16 protein-coding genes are annotated in these 18063 nt (G+C 62.4%); 10 read left to right on the top strand and 6 right to left on the bottom strand.

Going from position 1 to position 18063, the window contains the following annotated elements; all coding sequences use genetic code 11:
- The gene (locus AC1DX3_RS08905) at positions 1 to 600 is read right to left on the bottom strand and encodes a hypothetical protein (RefSeq protein WP_476988901.1); all 600 of its coding nucleotides are present in this window, start codon (positions 598 to 600) and stop codon (positions 1 to 3) included.
- Positions 601 to 662: 62 nt separating this feature from the next.
- Between AC1DX3_RS08905 and AC1DX3_RS08910 the strand changes: the two genes are divergently transcribed.
- The 6 genes from AC1DX3_RS08910 to AC1DX3_RS08935 all read left to right on the top strand — a co-directional run bounded on the left by AC1DX3_RS08910 (position 663) and on the right by AC1DX3_RS08935 (position 7303).
- Complete coding sequence (locus tag AC1DX3_RS08910) at positions 663 to 3308, top strand: beta strand repeat-containing protein (protein WP_476988902.1); 2646 nt, start codon at positions 663 to 665, stop codon at positions 3306 to 3308.
- Positions 3309 to 3407: 99 nt separating this feature from the next.
- Positions 3408 to 3599, top strand: coding sequence for a hypothetical protein (locus AC1DX3_RS08915; protein WP_476988903.1), 192 nt, complete (start codon positions 3408 to 3410; stop codon positions 3597 to 3599).
- A gap of 36 nt (positions 3600 to 3635) precedes the next feature.
- Entirely contained in the window at positions 3636 to 4520 is an 885-nt protein-coding gene (locus AC1DX3_RS08920; protein ID WP_476988904.1) for an SPFH domain-containing protein, read from the top strand.
- Positions 4521 to 4661: 141 nt separating this feature from the next.
- Positions 4662 to 4844 carry a type II toxin-antitoxin system antitoxin gene (locus AC1DX3_RS08925; protein WP_476988905.1) on the top strand — a complete coding sequence of 61 codons (183 nt, stop codon included), beginning with the start codon at positions 4662 to 4664 and terminating at the stop codon, positions 4842 to 4844.
- 118 nt (positions 4845 to 4962) lie between these two features.
- Positions 4963 to 6219: an MFS transporter gene (locus tag AC1DX3_RS08930; RefSeq protein ID WP_476988906.1), complete on the top strand. Its 1257-nt coding sequence runs from the start codon at positions 4963 to 4965 to the stop codon at positions 6217 to 6219.
- Between the two features lie 127 nt (positions 6220 to 6346).
- The gene (locus AC1DX3_RS08935; RefSeq protein WP_476988907.1) at positions 6347 to 7303 is read left to right on the top strand and encodes a glucokinase; all 957 of its coding nucleotides are present in this window, start codon (positions 6347 to 6349) and stop codon (positions 7301 to 7303) included.
- 6 nt (positions 7304 to 7309) lie between these two features.
- On the opposite strand, the gene cysK is transcribed toward AC1DX3_RS08935, so the two are convergent.
- Together cysK and AC1DX3_RS08945 are read right to left on the bottom strand one after the other, a co-directional pair.
- The gene (cysK, locus tag AC1DX3_RS08940; RefSeq protein WP_476988908.1) at positions 7310 to 8389 is read right to left on the bottom strand and encodes a cysteine synthase A; all 1080 of its coding nucleotides are present in this window, start codon (positions 8387 to 8389) and stop codon (positions 7310 to 7312) included.
- Between the two features lie 74 nt (positions 8390 to 8463).
- On the bottom strand, positions 8464 to 9885 hold the full coding sequence (locus tag AC1DX3_RS08945; protein ID WP_476988909.1) for a nucleoside hydrolase-like domain-containing protein: 1422 nt from the start codon (positions 9883 to 9885) through the stop codon (positions 8464 to 8466).
- 183 nt (positions 9886 to 10068) lie between these two features.
- Between AC1DX3_RS08945 and AC1DX3_RS08950 the strand changes: the two genes are divergently transcribed.
- The gene (locus AC1DX3_RS08950) at positions 10069 to 10692 is read left to right on the top strand and encodes a PadR family transcriptional regulator (protein ID WP_476988910.1); all 624 of its coding nucleotides are present in this window, start codon (positions 10069 to 10071) and stop codon (positions 10690 to 10692) included.
- A gap of 123 nt (positions 10693 to 10815) precedes the next feature.
- Entirely contained in the window at positions 10816 to 12189 is a 1374-nt protein-coding gene (locus tag AC1DX3_RS08955) for an FAD-dependent oxidoreductase (RefSeq protein WP_476988911.1), read from the top strand.
- Between the two features lie 22 nt (positions 12190 to 12211).
- Here the strand turns inward: AC1DX3_RS08955 and AC1DX3_RS08960 are convergent, their stop codons facing one another.
- Positions 12212 to 14176, bottom strand: a complete 1965-nt coding sequence (locus tag AC1DX3_RS08960; protein ID WP_476988912.1) for an AAA family ATPase — start codon at positions 14174 to 14176, stop codon at positions 12212 to 12214.
- A 378-nt stretch (positions 14177 to 14554) separates the two neighbouring features.
- Between AC1DX3_RS08960 and AC1DX3_RS08965 the strand changes: the two genes are divergently transcribed.
- Complete coding sequence (locus AC1DX3_RS08965) at positions 14555 to 16072, top strand: thioredoxin family protein (protein ID WP_476988913.1); 1518 nt, start codon at positions 14555 to 14557, stop codon at positions 16070 to 16072.
- Positions 16073 to 16358: 286 nt separating this feature from the next.
- Here the strand turns inward: AC1DX3_RS08965 and AC1DX3_RS08970 are convergent, their stop codons facing one another.
- Complete coding sequence (locus tag AC1DX3_RS08970) at positions 16359 to 16847, bottom strand: cupin domain-containing protein (RefSeq protein ID WP_476988914.1); 489 nt, start codon at positions 16845 to 16847, stop codon at positions 16359 to 16361.
- Positions 16848 to 16937: 90 nt separating this feature from the next.
- Between AC1DX3_RS08970 and AC1DX3_RS08975 the strand changes: the two genes are divergently transcribed.
- Positions 16938 to 17090: a hypothetical protein gene (locus tag AC1DX3_RS08975; protein WP_476988915.1), complete on the top strand. Its 153-nt coding sequence runs from the start codon at positions 16938 to 16940 to the stop codon at positions 17088 to 17090.
- Positions 17091 to 17418: 328 nt separating this feature from the next.
- Here AC1DX3_RS08975 and AC1DX3_RS08980 read toward each other — a convergent pair whose 3' ends face one another.
- Complete coding sequence (locus AC1DX3_RS08980) at positions 17419 to 17811, bottom strand: hypothetical protein (protein ID WP_476988916.1); 393 nt, start codon at positions 17809 to 17811, stop codon at positions 17419 to 17421.
- Between the last annotated feature and the right edge of the window lie 252 nt (positions 17812 to 18063).

Raw genomic sequence — 18063 nt, forward strand, 5'->3', positions numbered from 1 at the left:
TCACATGAAATCCGGCTTCTGGTTTTGGATATGCAGAGTTGCCATGACCACGGAACAGGAAGCCATCTTCGCCGCTACGATGGCGATGGCCGCCGTGTTCGAGACGGGCTGTTGCCCCCAGATCTGTTGCGCTACGGGCGCGAAGAAAACTTCCACCCACAAACAGGCCGGAGTGCCGATTCCAAAACGTTTTATGCACAGCACAGTTATGCCTAGCGACTGGGTCAACAGGCTAACGGCCAGGATACTGCAATAGGCGACAAAGCCTCCAAGGAGGACCATGGTGACGAACGGCACGGCGCCCAGCGGAAACAGGCCGCCGCCGAAGCCGAAGTAGAAGCCTGCCGCGCTGATGAGCGTTCGGAATAGGCCGAACAGAGGCAGGTTGACCAGAAATTTGGCATGGATAAACTCTTTCGCGGTCAGGGGCAAGCTCCTGAGGAAGTTGTGCGTCGGCTGTTCCGTCTCAAGCACGTTGGTCTTCATCGGGACGACGATGCCGTAAGTGCCGGCGGGCCCAAGTCGTTCCTGAATAAAAGCGCTGACCTCCGCTCTGTGGGTAGCAGAAGGCCGCCGCGGCCCATTCAAAAGCTCTTGCAATATGTCTCATTGCAGCGCGTATGTGAGATATAACGCCGCTATTTATTGCTGGGAGAGATTTCATGTCAGGACTTAATGTCGGCCCCGAGGGCCGCGTCAATACAACCGCCGCCGGCAGCCAGTACGACGTCAAGGTCGGCGCCTTGCAGGATGGCGGCTATGTCATTGTGTGGGCCGGCAATGGTCCCGCTGACCCGGACGGGGTCTATCTGCAGCGCTATGATACGCTGGGCCACAAGGTCGGCGGCCAGATATCGGTCACCGCCCCCTATGCAAGCGGCGGCCAGGCCCAGCCCGACGTGGTAGGGCTGGATGACGGCGGCTATGCTGTTGTATGGTGGGGCAACGGCTCGGGCGACGCCGACGGCATCTATTACCAAACCTACGACTCGACAGGCACGGCGCAACTCAGCGGTATGGTCAACACGACGACGACCAACCTGCAATCGACGCCGACGGTGTCGGCCCTGGCTGGCGGCGGTTTCGTAGTCGGCTGGAACAGCGTCAACCAGGCCGACGTCAGCAGCGGCTACGATGTCTACACACAGATCATCAATGCGGCCGGTGTGAAGGTGGGCGGAGAGGTTCTGGTCAACGCCGTCACGGCTGACACCCAAGCGACGGCCGACATCGCTACCCTGGCCGACGGCAGCTATGTCGCCACCTGGACCAGTTATCTTCAGGATGGTTCCAGCTATGGCGTCTATGCGCGGCATTTTTCGGAGACGGGTGTCGCCCTGAGCGCCGAGACTCAGGTCAATGCGACAACCTACAACACGCAAACCGCGCCCCAGGTCATCGCCATGGCCGACGGCGGTTACTTGATTGCCTGGCTGGGCTTTGTAGACGGAGGCGCCCATGTCGGTCAGGCCTTCCAACGCTACGACTCCAACGACCAGCCCGTAGGCTCAGAGACCCCCGTCTTTCAGACGAACACGACCTATACTTATGCGCCGGGCATTACCGCCCTGAGCGACGGCGGCTTCGTGACGACGTGGACGGTTTATAACCCGGCGGCCCCGTTTGCCGAGGTCATGCTGCAACGTTACGACGACGCAGGTAACCCCATTGGACCGCAAATCACCGTCAATACTTACCACGCCGGCTATCAGATAACGCCCCAGGTCGCCGCACTTGATAACGGCGGTTTTGTCGTCACCTGGCTGAGCGCGGATGAAGATGGCGACCAGTACGGCGTCTATCAGAAGGCTTTTACCAATGCCGCCAGCGACAGCGGTAACCAGCTCCTGTTCGGGACCTCGGGCGCGGATATGCTGGACGGCGGGTCGGGCAGCGACACCATGTACGGTGGCGTGGGCGACGACAGTTACGTCGTGGGATCGGCCGGCGATATCGTTTCCGAACAACTCGGCCAGGGCAATGACACCGTGATCAGTGCCATCAGCTATACCCTGGGCGCCAATGTCGAAAACCTGACCCTTACTGGATCGTCGCCAACGACCGGCGGGGGAAATGGCCTGGACAATGTCATCATCGGCAATAACGGCAGCAACATCCTGTATGGCAGCGGCGGAATCGACTACCTGTATGGCGGAAATGGCTCGGACACCTATAGCGCGGCGCTATTCGGCAGTGCCGTTACGATCAATCTGGCGACAGGCAAGGCGATCCACGGCATGGACAAAACCTTCCTGGACGGCATCGAGAATGCCACTGGTTCGGGCTACGGCGATATGCTTCTGGGCAATAGCGGCGACAATGTCCTGGCCGGGGGCCTAGGAGCAGACTCCATGGCCGGCAGTCTGGGGGACGACACCTATTATGTCGACGATGCCGGCGATACGGTGACGGAATCGTCGAATGCGACATCGGGAGGTGATGACACTGTGATCTCATCCATATCGTTTACGCTGGGCGGGTACATCGAGGACCTTATATTGTCCGGTACCGGCGACATTAACGGCAACGGCAACACCCTCGACAATACCATCATCGGCACCAGCGGCATCAACCTGATCGACGGCAAGGGCGGCGCGGATGTCATGACAGGCGCTGCGGGCGACGACACCTATTGGGTGGATGATGCCGGCGACGCGGTCGTCGAAGCCGCCGCGGAAGGCACCGACACGGTGCGCGCCGGCATCGATTACATCCTGGGACAATACGTCGAAAACCTGGTTCTGACAGGAACCGGCAATTTTGTTGGTACGGGCAATGCCTCCGTCAATCTCATCACCGGGAACGCCGGAAACAATACATTGAACGGCCTGGCCGGCGCCGACACCATGACAGGCGGCAAGGGCGACGACGTTTACTATGTTGACGACTCCGGCGACGTGGTGGTCGAGGCGGATACGGAAGGCACGGACACCATTTACGCCACTGTGACCTACACCCTATCTGGTCGCTTCGTCGAAACCCTTTGGCTTACCGGCGCCGCCGCGATCAACGCTACCGGCAACAGCAAGGTCAACACCTTGATCAGCAATAACGGCCACAACGTCCTGACCGGTGGCGGCGGGGCCGACACCTTCGTGTTCTTTCCTGGCAGCGGCGCCGACACTATCGCCGATTTCAACGCCGCCCAGGCCGACTCGATCAATGTCCACGCCTATACCAATGGCACGGCCAATAACTCTCTGATCACGCAGGTCGGCGGCGATGTCCATATCGATTTCGGCAGCGGCAATGTCATCACCGTATCTGCCGCGACGGTCGCCAACGTCACAGCCCATATGGTTTGGTAACCGGATCTGACGGCCTGACACGGACGCGGACGTGTTCCGGTCGTTTGACTCATCGCGCCAAAAGTGATATCACTTTGATATGTTCAGGAGGGGCAATTCATGAACGATGACAACAAACCGCTAAGCCAGAGGGTGTCCCAGGGATGGGAGGTCGTCGGCTATACCGTTTCCGCCGAATCCGGCGGCTTCACGGAGTGCTTCCTGCTGCGCCGTCAGAAACAACACAAGATTCTCCGCGTCCGCCAAAAAACCTTCGGCAAGGGTTATGTCGTTAAGGAATTCGACGTCTGAGCCAATAGGTCTGAGCAAGCCTGGGAGGGCTGTCCAATGAATGATACAATGAACGACAAGATCAACAGCACGCGCGAGGTCCCTGGCGGCGGCCAGCCCGGCGGTCTGTGGTTGCTGATTTTTTTCGCTATGCTGGCCGGGGTCATTATCGCGCCCATCCTCCTGGGGGTACGCGGAATCCCCATCTCTATCCCTCTCTTTATTGCCACCCTCTTCGTCCTGTGCGGTTTCTACGCCATCCAGCCAAACCAGGCGGTGGCGATCACCCTGTTCGGCAATTACAAGGGCACCGAACGCACCACCGGCCTGCGCTGGGTTCCATTCTGGTACGGCCGCAAGAAAGTCTCCATGCGCGTCCGCAATGTCACCAGCGAAACGCTCAAGGTCAACGACCAACGCGGCAATCCGGTCGAAATCGCCGCCAATGTCGTCTGGCACGTCGCCGACTCGGCCCAGGCCCTCTTCGACGTCGACGACTATGTCGCCTTCGTCAATATCCAGATCGAGACAGCCCTGCGCGAAACGGCGCGGCAATATGCCTACGACCACGCCGATGACGGCGAACCCACCCTGCGCGACGACGCCGAGATCGTCGGTCAGCGGCTGAAGGACGACCTCGCTGCCCGGGTCGAGGTCGCCGGCATCGCGGTCGACGAAACCCATCTGATGCACTTGGCCTATGCGCCGGAAATCGCCGGCTCGATGCTGAAGCGCCAGCAGGCCGAAGCCGTCATCGCCGCCCGTCAAAAGATCGTCGCCGGCGCCGTCGGCATGGTCGAACAGGCCCTGGAACAGTTGTCCAAGCGGGGCATCGTCACGCTGGACGAAGAGCGCAAAGCGGCCATGGTGTCGAACCTGCTGGTGGTCCTGTGCGCCGACCGCGAGGCGCAGCCGGTGATCAATACCGGCACCCTCTACTGATGCAACGGCCATATAGAATGTCCGTTGGCATCCGCATTTTCTCAGCTCAAGCGCCGCATCGCTCGCCACATCAGCGGCGGCGGGCGCTTGCCCGCTGCCAACCCTTGACGAGCCAAGCTCATCAAGGGTCGGTATAGGCCCATGGCGTCGCCTGGCAAGCGCTCCTATCCGCTTCGGGTCCGGCCCGAAGTCTTGGCGGCGGTCGAACGTTTGGCCGCCGCCGAGCTGCGCTCGACCAATGCCCAGCTGGAGATGCTGCTGCGCGAGGCCCTGGCCCGGCGCGGTGTGCGCCTCGCCACCCCCACGCCCGACGGCGACGATTAGAACGGACCGCCGTTTAATGACATTCCGGGCAATGCCACCGGTGTCATTTTTGTTGACTCGCGAGCCTTAAGACCGTCCTATCCGTAAAAACCGGCGATAATTTACGGGGAAAACAGCCATGAACGCCGCCTATGCCAGAAACGCGGCCTATGAAGGACGCAACCGCTATCGCTGGGTGGTGGTCGCCATGCTGTTCGTCGCCATCGTCCTGTCCTATGCCGATCGCCAATCCATCGGTTTGCTCAAAGGCCCGATGTCAAAAGACATGGGCTGGAGCAACAGCGATTTCGCCAATATCCACATGTGCTTCCAGGCGGCCTATGCCATCTTTTACCTGATCTGGGGGCGCGTCGTCGACCGCATCGGCGCCCGCCTGGGCCTGACCATTGCCTTGGGCATCTGGTCGGTAGCGCAGATAGCGACAGCCGGCGCCACCCAGATCGGCCAATTCATGATCGGACGCGCGACACTCGGCGCCGGCGAAAGCGGCGCCTTCCCGTCGGCCATCAAGGCCATCACCGAATGGTTCCCGCAAAAGGAACGCGCCCTGGCCAACGGCATTTTCAACAGCGGCTCGAATATCGGCGCCATCGTCACACCGATCCTGATCCCGATGATCGCCCTGGCCTGGGGCTGGCACATGGCCTTCGTCGCCACGGGCGTGCTCGGGCTGTTATGCTTGCCGGTCTGGTATCTCGTCTATCGCAGTCCCCCCGCCGGTCTCGACCGGACCGAGGCCGCAGAGGCGCCGAAAATGACCTGGAGCGCCCTGCTCGGCTATCGCCAGACCTGGGCCTACGGCCTGGGCAAGGCTCTGACCGATCCGGTCTTCGGCATGTACCTGGTCTGGCTACCGGACTTCTTGTCCAAGCGCTATCATCTCGATCTCAAATCGGTCGGCTGGCCCCTGGTCGCCATCTATTTGATCGCCGATGCCGGCAGCGTGGCCGGCGGCTGGTTGTCGTCGAACCTGATGCAGCGCGGCATGGGCGCCAACGCGGCGCGCAAGATCACCCTTGCCGTCTGCGCCACCTGCGCCCTGCCGGTGGTGATGGCGCCCCTGACCGGTCACCTGTGGTTGACCGTCCTGGCGGTCGGCGTCGCAGCAGCGGCGCATCAAGGCTTTTCGGCAACCCTTTACGCCCTGCCCGGTGACATGATCCCGCGCTCCAGCACAGGTTCGGTGGTCGGGATCGGCGGGCTGTTCGGCGCCGGCGCCGGCATCCTGATGTCGAAATATACCGGCTATGTCCTCGACAATGGCGACAGCTATGTGCCGGTGTTTATCGTCTGCGGCCTAGCCTATTGGCTGGCGACCGCGGTCATCCACCTGCTGGCGCCGCACCTGGAAAGGATCAAGGACGACCAGCCATAAGAAATCCCGGGCGATCGTATGTTCCATGCTGCAGCGCAACACTTCATAAACCAATTTGCACGACGATTGAAACTATCGGATGGCCCGCCGCCGTCCAGTATAGTGAGTAAGCTTTGAGGGTTGTGTCATGACCACGCAGGTTCTGTACGTCGATTTCAGCGCCGACAAGAGCGTCCGCATCACCAGCGCCGCGCCAGGCGTGAGGCCGCCACACGCCAGTCTCTATCATTGCGCCTCGCTCGACGAACTCGATCATTCCCTGCACGATTATCTCGACCGGGTGCAAAACCCCGGCCTGATAGGCGCGGCCCTGTCGGTGTGCGGTTGGGAGCGCGAAGGCGGCTTCGAAATGCCCGACCACAGCTACACCATGGATCGCGCCTGGCTCAAGCAACGCCTGAACATCAGCCGCCTGCACCTGGTCAATGACTGTGTCGCCTCCGCGCTGGCCATCGAACGGCTGGAGGCGCCCGAGCGTTCGATCATCTGCGAGGGCCACGATGATCCGACCCAGATCAAGGCGATGATCGCCATCGGCCGCAGCCTGGGCACTACCTGCATCGTCACCGACGAACTGGGCGCCGTCACGGCCTTGCCCAGCGCCGGCGGCCACAGCGACCTGCCCTCGACGACAGAACGCGAATTTAAGGTCTACAAGATCATGGCGGACACATACGGCCATGTGTCACGCGTGCGCGCCGTCTCCACCGCCGGCCTGGCCGCGGTCTATAACGCGCTGAATACGATCGACGGCCGCCCGGTGCGCATTATCGACGCCCACAGCGTGGTCGAACTGGCGCGCAATGCCGATCCCTATGCCGGCGAAGCCGTCGACATGGTCACGGGCTGGCTGGCGGCCACGGCATCCGACACGGCCCTCATCAATGGCGCCCGAGGCGGCATCTTCCTCGCCGGCTCCTTTTTCGACGTGCTGGGCGACATGTTCGATCCGGCACTGTTCGCCCGCCGCTTTTGCGCCAAGGGCCGGCTGGAGAAATATCTCGAAGATATCTCGGTCTATCTGGTCAAGGTGCACGAGCCCGAAATGGTCGGCCTCAGCACCCTGTTCAGCGATCTCGGCTGACGGCCGTCAGGCCTCGAACTGCGCGCCGGGCGTCGACTTCGACAGGGCGATTTCCTCAGGCGTCATCTCAGCCTCGATGCCTTCGAACAACGGCGTCGACAGATAGCGTTCTCCGGTGTCGGGCAGCATGCACAGGATGACCGAACCTTCCGGCGCCGCCTCCGCCACCTGTAACGCCACGGCGAAGGTCGAGCCGCCGGAAATCCCCGTCAATATGCCTTCCTTTTGCGCCAAAGCGGTCGCCCACTTGATGCCTTCTGGCCCAGGCACCGGCACGATCGCGTCGTAGAGACTGTCGTCGATCGCCTCCTGCAATACCTTCGGAATAAAGTCCGGCGTCCAGCCCTGGATCGGGTGCGGCTGCCACGCCGGATGGCTGGCCGCCGGCGCGCCGCCCGGGCCACGTTCCTGCGCCACACCGCTGGTCACCAGGGCGGCATTGGCCGGTTCCGCCAGGACGATCTTCGTGTCCGGCCGCTCGCGCCGCAGCACACGCCCGACGCCCGTCACCGTCCCGCCCGTGCCGTAGCCGGTGACGAAATAGTCCAGCCTCCCGCCGGCAAAATCGTTGATGATTTCGCGCCCCGTCGTCGCCTCGTGGATATCGGCATTGGCCGCGGTCTCGAACTGCGACGCCAGGAACCAGCCATTGGCCTCCGCCAACTCGACCGCCTTATTGTACATACCGATGCCCTTTTGCGCCCGCGGCGTCAGCACCACCTTGGCGCCCAACATGCGCATCAGCTTACGCCGTTCGATCGAGAAGCTGTCGGCCATGGTGATGACCAGCGGATAGCCCTTTTGCGCGCACACCATGGCCAGGCCGATGCCGGTATTGCCGCTGGTTGCCTCGACCACCGTCTGGCCGGGCTTCAGCACCCCGCTCCGTTCGGCCGCCTCGATGATGTTGAGTGCCAGACGGTCCTTGACCGAGGCCGCCGGATTGAAGAACTCGGCCTTGACGTAAAGCGTAACGTGGGCGGGCGCCAGGTTGTTGATGCGAATGACCGGCGTGTCACCGACCGTATCGAGGATGCTATCAAACAGCCGGCCGCGGCCGGAAGTAGTACGGATGGTGGTGGTCATGGCGGAGCTCCTGGAGATTTCCTCCATCATGGACCTGTTGGAAGCTTCCTGCCAGCTTAAAGAGTACGGTCAGCCTACCGCTTTACCGTCGCGATAACCCGGCGATAGCGCGTCAGGGCCGGCGTGCCGTTGTCAGTGACCTGCAGGATCAGGTGCAGCCTGAGCGCGGCATAGGACGGTACGTCCAACGGAACATGAACCTGCACCCTGGCCGCCGTGGCATTTTCGATAGCCAGCTCCGGCACCACTTGCATGGCATCCTGGCCGACCTCGGGTTCCTTGTATTGCCACCAGCTGTAGCGCAAGTCGTTTCCGTCGGGGTCGGTGGTGCCGGACGCATCCAAAGTCAGGGTATCGCCCGGTCGCGCCGTCAGCTCCAGCGGAGTCTCCGCCGTGTCGCCATTGACGTCCACCACCGGCGCATGATTGGCGGCGCCATAGTCGCCGGTCAATGTCCAAGCCATCCGCGCGGCGAAGTCGTTCTGGTAGGCCTCGCGCCAGCGCCAGATAGTCGCTTGGTTGCTGCGGTAAGGCCGGCCGTCGCTGCCGGTGACATTGTCGACCACGTCCGAATACAGGCCCATGCCGTCATTGACCCGGCCATAGCGTCCACCCCAACTGCCGTAATCGGGGTGCTCCGGATCGCCCAGGCCGTTGGAAATGAGGTAGAGGAAGGACGGCGTATCGCCTTCCATGATGAACATGTAATCGGGATAGAGGCTGCCTAGGGGCCCTTTGCGAATATGACTGCTCAGCCAATCGTGTGACACGGTCAGCGGATCCGGGCCGCTGAAATGATAAAATTCCTCGCCCGAAATACCGATCCAGGTCGCCGTCGAATAGTGGCTGAAGGCATGGATGCTGGCGATCCAGAACAGCTTCGGATAGCGGTTGCGCAGCCAGGCGCCGCTATCGTCCTGGTCGGAGATCGAATAGACCCGCAAGCGCGCCACAAATTGCGCGACGGCCTTGGGCGACCGGCTGTGCTCAACCTTCCACATTGCCTGGGCCAACACATTGGCGCCGCCCCACACCGTGACCCACAAAGGCCGCTTGTCCGCGCTGTCGACGGCCCGTATCAAGGCTTCCGACGCCGCGCTGTCGTGACCTTGGCCGACGGCATTTCGGCCGTACAGGGCTGGGCCGGCCGTGACGCGCGACAACAGCACGGCGGCATCGGGATAGGCAGGATCGTGGACGCGCAGATTGGGCAGGACCTCGCCATAGGCGGCAACGGTCGCCCGCAGCCGTTCGGGATGGACCTGGTCCTTCTGCCACACCGATGTCGTCGCCGCGATCCCTTCGATATCGAAATCATCGGCATACAACAAAAACCGGACGAAGGATTCCTCGTCGTCGGGCTCGTTGGCGATGTCGGTCAGGACGAAGACGCGCGGCTTGTCGGCCGGCGCCGCCGCAACCGGATTGCCGAACCCGCCGGCCAGGCATGACGCCAGCACAAGGCTGAGAGCGGACAGACGAGAAAAGCCAAGCATGTTGCATCCTTTGAAAGCTGGTACCGATCTTGTCACATGCCCGGTCGTCAGTCCAATTTGACGACGACAACCGATTTGGCTGCAACCGACTGGGTCACACGCAGCGGTACCGTCATAACGGAAGACGAAGCACAGCGCACATCCCGCTTGACTAGTCATTTTATGACTAGTATGTAAATGACTATGAAAACCTACAAACGCTCCCCCCTGGCCTTTGCCGTCCTGGCGCTCCTCATCGAAGCGCCCATGCATCCTTATCATATGCAGCAACTGATCAAGTCGCGCGGCAAGGACCAGGTCATCAATGTCCGCCTGCGCGGCACGCTCTACCAGACGATCGAGCGCTTGCAACGCGACGGCCTCATCGCCGCCGGTGCGCCCGAAAAAGGCGACGGCAAGCCGGACCGCACGGTTTATGAGATTACGGCGCTCGGCCGCACCGTCGGCATGGACTGGCTGCGCGCCATGCTGGCGGAAGCCGACAACGAATTTCCGGAATTTCCCGTGGCCATCGCCTTCCTGGCCCTGATGACGCCGCAGGAGACCGCCGCAATGCTGACGGCGCGCCTCGGCGTCCTGATCGGGCGCGAAACGAAACTGGCGGACGAACTGGCGACCTATGGTCCCAGCCTGCCGCGCGTGCTTCTACTGGAAAACGAATATATGCTCGCCGTATTGCGCGCCGAACGGCAATGGATCGAACAGGTCATCGCCGACATCCACGCCGGCACGCTGGACTGGAACGACGCCATGCTCCGCCAAATCGCCGCCAGGCTGGAAGACGGCCAGCCGCCCCCGCCCGGATAGCGTCACCACCTCCCCCTCCTTCCCTGAACAAAACGCCCTGGCCGGTCCCTAACCGGTCAATGGCGGCGTTCGCCCCAACCGCAACCATCCGCCCGGCGACGCCGGCGCGGAACAGGAGATCCCATGTCCCAATCCCATCCCGTATCCGGCCTCCGGGTCGTCATCATCGGCGCCGGCACCGGCGGCCTGTGCCTGGCCCACGGCCTCAAGCGCGCCGGTATCGCCGTCCAGGTCTATGAACGCGACCGCACACGCCGCGACGGTCTACAAGGCTACCGTGTCGGCATCGATCCGGACGGCAGCCGCGCCCTGGCGGCCAACCTGCCGCCGGAGCTGTTCGACACCTTCGCCGCCACCTCGGCCACCGCGCCGGCCTGGTTCAACATGATAAGCGAAACTTACGCCGAACTGCTGAGCCTGCCGGCCAGCCCGCCGAAGGACCTCCGCCACCGCGAACGCTCGGTCAGCCGCATGACCCTGCGCCAGGTCCTCCTGACCGGCCTGGAAGACATCGTCCACTTCGACAAGGTGTTTTCGCATTACGAACGGCGCCGCGACGGCACGGTCGAAGCCTTTTTCGAAGACGGCACCTCGGCGACCGGCGATGTCCTGGTCGCGGCGGACGGCGCCGGGTCGCGGGTGCGCCAGCAATACCTGCCCAAGGCCCGGCTGGAAGATACCGGCATCCGCTCGATCGGCGGCAAGGTGCCTCTGACGGCGGAATCCCTGGCCCTTATCAACGCGAAAATCCACCGCGGCGTAACCCTGATCATGGCGCCGCGCGGTTTCGGCGGCATCCTGCACGTCACGGAATTCCCGTGGGACAAGAGCGGCGCGCCCAAGGCCGGCATCGGTGCCAGCGACAACGACCTCATCGCCCACTGGCCCGGCTTGATGTTCGACAATACCCGCGACTATATCAGCTGGGGCATCTGGGCCGCGGCCGACAAATTTCCGGCGGAGCTGCGCGCCATGGACGGGCCTGAGCTTCTGGCCCTGGTCCAGACCCAGACCGCCAAATGGCATCGCGACTGGCGTCGGCTTTTGACCCTGTCGGATCCGGCTTCGGTGTTTCCGGTCGTCATTCGCACCTCGGTGCCGATGGAGGCGTGGGAGCCGTCCAACATCACCCTGCTCGGCGACGCGATCCACACTATGACGCCCGGCCGCGGCGTCGGCGCCAATACCGCTCTGCGCGACGCCGTCCTGCTGACCCGCCACCTGGTCGCCGCCCGCGACGGCCGTCGCGACCTGGTCGAGTCGATCGCCGCCTATGAAGCCAGGATGCGCGTCTACGGCTATGACGCCGTACTGAAATCGCGCCGCCAGATGGACGGCCGCGCCGCGATCCACAGGCCGGTCGTCGGCCGCCTTGTATTGGCCTTTCAACGCACCCTGCTGCGGATCGTCAACGCCACACCGCCGCTCAGAAAGAAGATGCTGGCGGCGATGGAAAACTTCCGCGGCGCCGAACGCGAGATCGAGGAGGAGATCTAGGCGGACCTAGCCCGCCCGGGCGTCAAAACCCGATCTTCATCCCACTTTCCGGCTTGACCCGGCTCTCGTCGCGTAAGCGCTCGAGGACGGCTTGCGCATCTCCTGCCGGCGCGTGACGCAATTGCCGCGCCACCACGGCGAAATCGCCCGGCGTCAGGTTGCGCAAGGCCAGCAGACCCGCCGGCGCCTTCATGGCGAAGAACCGCTCAAAAGCACGCTGAAGTCGTTCCGGCTCGAGCGGGCGCAGATCGAGCTTGAAGACAAACCGCCGCAAGGTGGCCGGATCCAGCTGTCCCGGGTGGTTGGTGGCGGCCACGACCGGAAACGGGTGCCGGTCCAGCCAGGTCAGCATCTCGTTGACCTGCCCGACCTCCCACGAAGCCCGTGCCCGCGTGCGATCGAACAGCAACGAATCCGCCTCGTCGAACAGCAGGACACCTTCCTGGCGCCGCGCCTCTTCGAACGCCTCGGCGATGTTCTTTTCGGTGCCGCCCACCCATTTCGACAGCAGATCCGACGCCCGCCGCACCAAGAGCGGCCGGTCGAGATAGCGCGCCAGATGGTGCGCCAAAGCCGTCTTGCCGGTTCCCGGCGGACCGGTCAGCAGCAGCGACACATCCAATGCGCCGACGTCGCGGATGGAATCGAACAACGCGCCAAGCGGCCGGTCGCCTTCATAGAGCTCGAAATCGAGCTCGCCAAACCCGTCCACCGGTAAGTCTCCGCCGCGCAGCGCCCGCACCAGGGATGTGGCCGCCCGCGCCCCGCAGTCTGCTTCCCCCGCCAGACGCGCCGCCCGTACCGCGACCCGCAGCACACTGGCCGTTTCCGGCGCCTGGTCGATCAGCTTGTCGATAGCCCCGCCCGGCTGGCCGCCTTCATCCTTCGCAATGCGATCCAACATCCGGTGCGTCGCCCGACGCGGCGCCAGGTCGAGTTTGAGGATAAAGCTCATCCGCCGCAGGATGGCGTCGTCGATATTGCCGATGGCATTGGTGACCCAGATGACCGGCGCCGCATTGCTTTCCAGCAGCCGGTTGACGAAGACCTTGCTGCCTTCGCGCTTCGAAAACCAGTCGCCACCGGAACGCTGGGCGCCCCCGATCAGGTCCTCCATCTCATCGAACAGCAGCACAGCGCCGCTGCGGTCGCCCAGCACCCGTTGCGCCAGCAAAAGCGCCATGACACGGTCGCGCCGCGTCGGCTCTTCGCCGTCCTCATCGACCTCGGCGATGCCGTGCAGCGGACATCCGGCCGCCGCGGCGACGGTACGCGCCAGTTCGGTCTTGCCGGTGCCAGGCGGCCCATGGATCAGGATATTGACCCCGTGCGCCCGCTCGCGCGCGGCCCCTTCGAGCAGCCGCACCAGAAAGTTGGTGTCGCCGACATGGGCGAAGTCCGCGAGGTCCAGGATCGCGCCCTGACGCTTGCCGGCCAGGGCTTCAGCCAGGTCTTCGATCGCCGGTTCACGGTCGAGAATGCGGCACAGCGGCCACTGGATTTCCACCGGCGCATCGTGACGCGCCTTGATGCCGAACGACACCAGGTCCAGCTTCAGCACCTCGCTGCGCCGAACCTGCGGGCCGGCATCGATGGCCTCGGCGCCGGCCAGTTCGCCAAGCACGGCCGGCAGGTCGTGGATCGAGTTGGCCATGCTGCCCAGCAAGCCGGCCAAACGTGGCAGGCGGTCGCAGGCGATCATCAGGGTCAGCAGCTTGGCGTCGAAGGGCTCAAACTGCAGCAACCGCCCCAATTCGTCAGCCAGATCGAGCACGCGCGGACGCGACTCTTTGGCCGCCGGCGCGCTTTCAAGCGCTGCCAGGAAGGCCTTCCAACCCGCCTTGGCCGGCACGGTCCACTCAGCGCCCATCAGCCAGGCGGAATTGACCGTAGCCCAGGCCATCAGTTGCAGTGCAGGCGGCGACTTCGGCACGATGTCGCGCGCAATCCGCAGCACCAGGCTGCGGACGATAAAATGTTCGTTCATTGTCATGTGTCCAGGCGGACGCGCGATCCCGCGCATCTCACGATGTTTCATTCAGTTTTTGTGAAACCAAAGGCGCGGCCCGGGCGTTCCCGCCCCGCCGCAACGCCGAAAAGGCGCCTAGACGAAGGGCAGGATCGCGGCGGGCTTAAGGCCCCGGCTGTTTTTCGATCCCAACAATCCATACTCTCCATGGGCCGCATTGGGCGGCACGGCGGACCCTATAGTTAATTCTGCAACCACACGCAACCCGTCCCACCCATTTGCCACGCAACCGTGGCTCAGCTGCCACACAGCCGATACCCCACCAAATCAGTAGACAATAAAACATCCTTGCGCCTATAGTCCGCCAAAGCCCGCTACGGTCAAAGGAGTGCCTCGATGCGTTGGACATGGATTTTACTGGCGATCGGACTTTCAACAACCGTCGCGGCCTGCCACCGCACGCCATCCGCGCCGCAAGCCGCCCAGGCCCAAGCCATTGCCTGGCGCGAAGGCGATGTCGCCGACGCGCTGACTGAGGCCAAGGAGAGCGGCAAGCCGGTCCTGCTCTATTGGGGGGCCAAGTGGTGCCCGCCGTGCAACCAGCTCAAATCCACCCTGTTCAAGGACCCGGCCTTTATCGCCGAGACGCAACAGTTCGTGCCCGTCTATCTCGACGGCGACACGACTGGCGCCCAGAAATGGGGCGAGCGCTTCGGCATCCGCGGCTATCCCACGGTCATCGTCCTGCGCGCTGACGGCTCCGAAATCACCCGCCTGTCGACGGGCTCGCGCCTGCCCGAAGTGCTGCGCGCCGCCGCCGGCCGCACGACCTCGATCGACGACCTGTTCGCCAAGGCGGAGAAGGACCCGTCGTCCCTGAGCCCCGACGAATGGCAGATTCTGGCTGCCTTCGACTGGCAGAACGACCCCAGGCATGACCACGCCAAGGCGGCGGCGGTCCTCGATCGCCTGGCCGGCGCAGCACCGGAGGGCGCCGTCAAACGCCGCTTTACCCTGCTGGCGCTTAGCGTTGGCGTCCAAGCTGGGCCGGACGGCAAATATGCCCTGACTCCGGCGCAACAAACCCAGATCGCGCAGGTCGTGCCGGCGGTCCTCGCCAATCCCGCCGAAGTCACCGCTAACCGCCTGGAGCTCAGCTACTGGCTCCCGTCCCTGGTCGCGGCCCTACCCGATGCCGGCCAACGCACGGCGATCGGCGGCTCCCTGATCGCGGCGCTCGACAAGGTCTATGGCGACGACAGCCTGCCCCTCCCCGACCGTCTTGGCACGGTCAATGCCGACCTGACCCTGGATAAGGCCGCCAACGGACATGTCTCAAAGGCTGTGCTCACAAAGGTTCGCGACCGCGCTGCCTGGGCCGATGGCGCCGCCAAGGACGCCATGGTGCGCCAATCGGTCATCTCGAACGCCGCCGACCTGCTCCACGAAGCCGGCGACGATACCGGCGCCAAGAAACTGCTGCAGGCCGAGCTCAAGCGCTCCGCCGAGCCCTATTATTACATGCTGGACCTGGCGAGCCTCGCCGAGGACGAACACGACGGCCCGGCCGCGATTTCCTGGGCGCGCAAGGCCTATGACACTTCCGAAGGCCAGGCGACTCGCGTCCAATGGGCCATCGAATACGCCAAGACGGTGGTGCGCCAGGCCCCCGGCGACAAGGCGGCGGTCGAGGCCAGCGCCCAGGCGGTGATCGACGAATTGGCCAAGAATTCAGGCGGTTATTACCAACGCACCCGCATCAAGGTCGATGCCCTGGGCGATACTTTACGCGATTGGAGCACCGCCCATAATGGCGCCGCCGTCCTGGCCCGGCTGGATACCGCCATGGCCGGTGTCTGCGCCAAGCAGGGCGATGCCGCCGCCAACTGCCGCACATGGGCGCAAGGGGCCTGAGCCGGCCATTCGGAGTAGATGTGGCCCTTTTGGGCGGAAACCCACACTCCGAATGGAAAATGGGCAATTTTAATGCGGCATCATTTTACCTTATAAAATGCCGTTATGGCCCATGTTTATTGGGTTTTGTTATCCGCGAATTCCGGCGAACAGCCATTCGGAGTGCCGGTGTGCGGCCGACAATGGTCGCTCGGCAGCCGTAGTCGCGGCGATCAGGAGAGGGACTTATTGTGTCGCAACGCTCCGAAAGCCATGTATTTGGTATGCTGCCACCGTAACCGCCACTTCACCCAGCAGGTACTGTTGGGTTTGGAATTTTAGTGCCCAGAAGAACGAGGGGTTCGCCCGGGATACCAAACCAGTGCGGCACGCCCGCGGGTATCAGGACGAAATCACCCTGTTCGAGCGGCCGCGTCGTACCACCCTCAATGACGTCACCGTCGATGAAGCCGGGGCTCACCAGGCGTGGATTTTTCAAAACCCCTCCCGTGACCAAGGTTCCGCTCCCCTGAACCACCATGACATATTCGGCCTCCCCGGTGTGAATGGCCGGACGTCCAGGCGCTTTCCAGACCTCCAGCGCAGCGGTCTGGGGCCCGGCCTTTAGCAGGGGGCGCCACATGAAGGTTTGTCCAGGGGTCATGGAAGCCAGCATGGAGGCCACCTGTGCCTTTATGTCCTCAGGGCTTGCCAGGGCCGTCTGGTCAACGACATCCTGAGCCCAAGCAGGGCTCGACATCATCAGGCAAACAGCGACACATACCGAGCGGATCATATTGGGTATCCTTTCAATCGCTGACCGACAGCGGAAGCCATAGTGGCACAAGCGGCGATGACGGCAAACCCTCATGTGAGGCGCAGGACCATGTCCAGAGGCGTAAGCGGAATGAAGGGACAGGCGCACGGGTCGGCCCAACAAAACCCGGAACGCGGCGATCCGGCGATCCGGCAACCCGGCGATCCGGCGATCCGGCGATCCGGTGCGAACCAAATGGGGCCGCTCTTCAAGCTGACGTGACGGATATAGTCGTCCAACATGGCCCAGATCGTGCCTTTCCGGGCATTATCTGGGCCATGTTGTGGGCCTATCGGCCGGATTCCGGTGGTGTGACGGGGCATTTCGGCCTGTTGTGCGAAGGCGACGGACGGGGCCCATGCCCGAAACGGACGGGATTATCGCTCATAGTCGCCCAAAGTTCATCCAATTCTGTCCAATTATTTGGCCAATTATTTGGCCAGTTATCGGCAAAATTTTACCGCGACATGCCGGGTTGCACTTGACCTCGGTTCTGGCAAATTGCCGTCATGGTCGCCGGACGAAAGATTAGTCCGGCCAGGAGGCTCTGCTATTCGTCTAGCGAGACCAATCTACATATTGCAGCAATTTCACATCCATTAAAGGGTGTTAAATAGAAATAGACAAGGCCACCTTCCCGTAATGCGTCTCGAATGATTGCTTCGTTTTGCTTAACAGTCGGCCGACACGACAACTTTTCAAGTTCAAATAAAATATCTCGACATTCCGTATCATTGACCGCTTTTACTTCTATTTGATCCACAATGTTCTGTAACCAAAAACCGCGAACTCCCAAGTCAATCAAACCATCCAGGCGAATTACGAACTTTTGACCGTCAAAGGCTGTCAGATTCAAAACCAGCACATTCATGTTCTCAAGATTCATGCCGACGAGATGAGCATCGTGAATTTGGGACGAATGTCGGACAGGATCATAAATCATTGGAGCCGCCTTAGCTTGAGTTCTACGGATTATTTTTTTGCCCGATGTCAGGATTTCAAAGTGGTCAACGCCTCCTTCAAGCAGGTGCCGCTTTGGTTCAAAGACATTTCTATTTGAAGGAAATGCACCCGTGGGTGTTTGAAGGCAATACGCCGGCTATACGATTCTACCAGCGCTTATGCGCGAAAATAGTCGATCGTCGTGCGTCGCTCATCCCTAGCGCTTACGGCAAACCTGTTCTGCTCTTGCATT

Source organism: Asticcacaulis sp. P2_B1 (genome assembly GCF_056404915.1).

Coding starts and splice junctions, on each gene's coding strand:
- AC1DX3_RS08935 (WP_476988907.1), top strand. CDS start 6,347: ATGACCACGCAGGTTCTGTACGTCGATTTCAGCGCCGACAAGAGCGTC.
- cysK (WP_476988908.1), bottom strand. CDS start 8,389: ATGACCACCACCATCCGTACTACTTCCGGCCGCGGCCGGCTGTTTGAT.
- AC1DX3_RS08970 (WP_476988914.1), bottom strand. CDS start 16,847: ATGATCCGCTCGGTATGTGTCGCTGTTTGCCTGATGATGTCGAGCCCT.
- AC1DX3_RS08910 (WP_476988902.1), top strand. CDS start 663: ATGTCAGGACTTAATGTCGGCCCCGAGGGCCGCGTCAATACAACCGCC.
- AC1DX3_RS08965 (WP_476988913.1), top strand. CDS start 14,555: ATGCGTTGGACATGGATTTTACTGGCGATCGGACTTTCAACAACCGTC.
- AC1DX3_RS08950 (WP_476988910.1), top strand. CDS start 10,069: ATGAAAACCTACAAACGCTCCCCCCTGGCCTTTGCCGTCCTGGCGCTC.
- AC1DX3_RS08915 (WP_476988903.1), top strand. CDS start 3,408: ATGAACGATGACAACAAACCGCTAAGCCAGAGGGTGTCCCAGGGATGG.
- AC1DX3_RS08920 (WP_476988904.1), top strand. CDS start 3,636: ATGAATGATACAATGAACGACAAGATCAACAGCACGCGCGAGGTCCCT.
- AC1DX3_RS08955 (WP_476988911.1), top strand. CDS start 10,816: ATGTCCCAATCCCATCCCGTATCCGGCCTCCGGGTCGTCATCATCGGC.
- AC1DX3_RS08975 (WP_476988915.1), top strand. CDS start 16,938: ATGTCCAGAGGCGTAAGCGGAATGAAGGGACAGGCGCACGGGTCGGCC.
- AC1DX3_RS08980 (WP_476988916.1), bottom strand. CDS start 17,811: ATGATTTATGATCCTGTCCGACATTCGTCCCAAATTCACGATGCTCAT.
- AC1DX3_RS08960 (WP_476988912.1), bottom strand. CDS start 14,176: ATGAACGAACATTTTATCGTCCGCAGCCTGGTGCTGCGGATTGCGCGC.
- AC1DX3_RS08945 (WP_476988909.1), bottom strand. CDS start 9,885: ATGCTTGGCTTTTCTCGTCTGTCCGCTCTCAGCCTTGTGCTGGCGTCA.
- AC1DX3_RS08925 (WP_476988905.1), top strand. CDS start 4,662: ATGGCGTCGCCTGGCAAGCGCTCCTATCCGCTTCGGGTCCGGCCCGAA.
- AC1DX3_RS08930 (WP_476988906.1), top strand. CDS start 4,963: ATGAACGCCGCCTATGCCAGAAACGCGGCCTATGAAGGACGCAACCGC.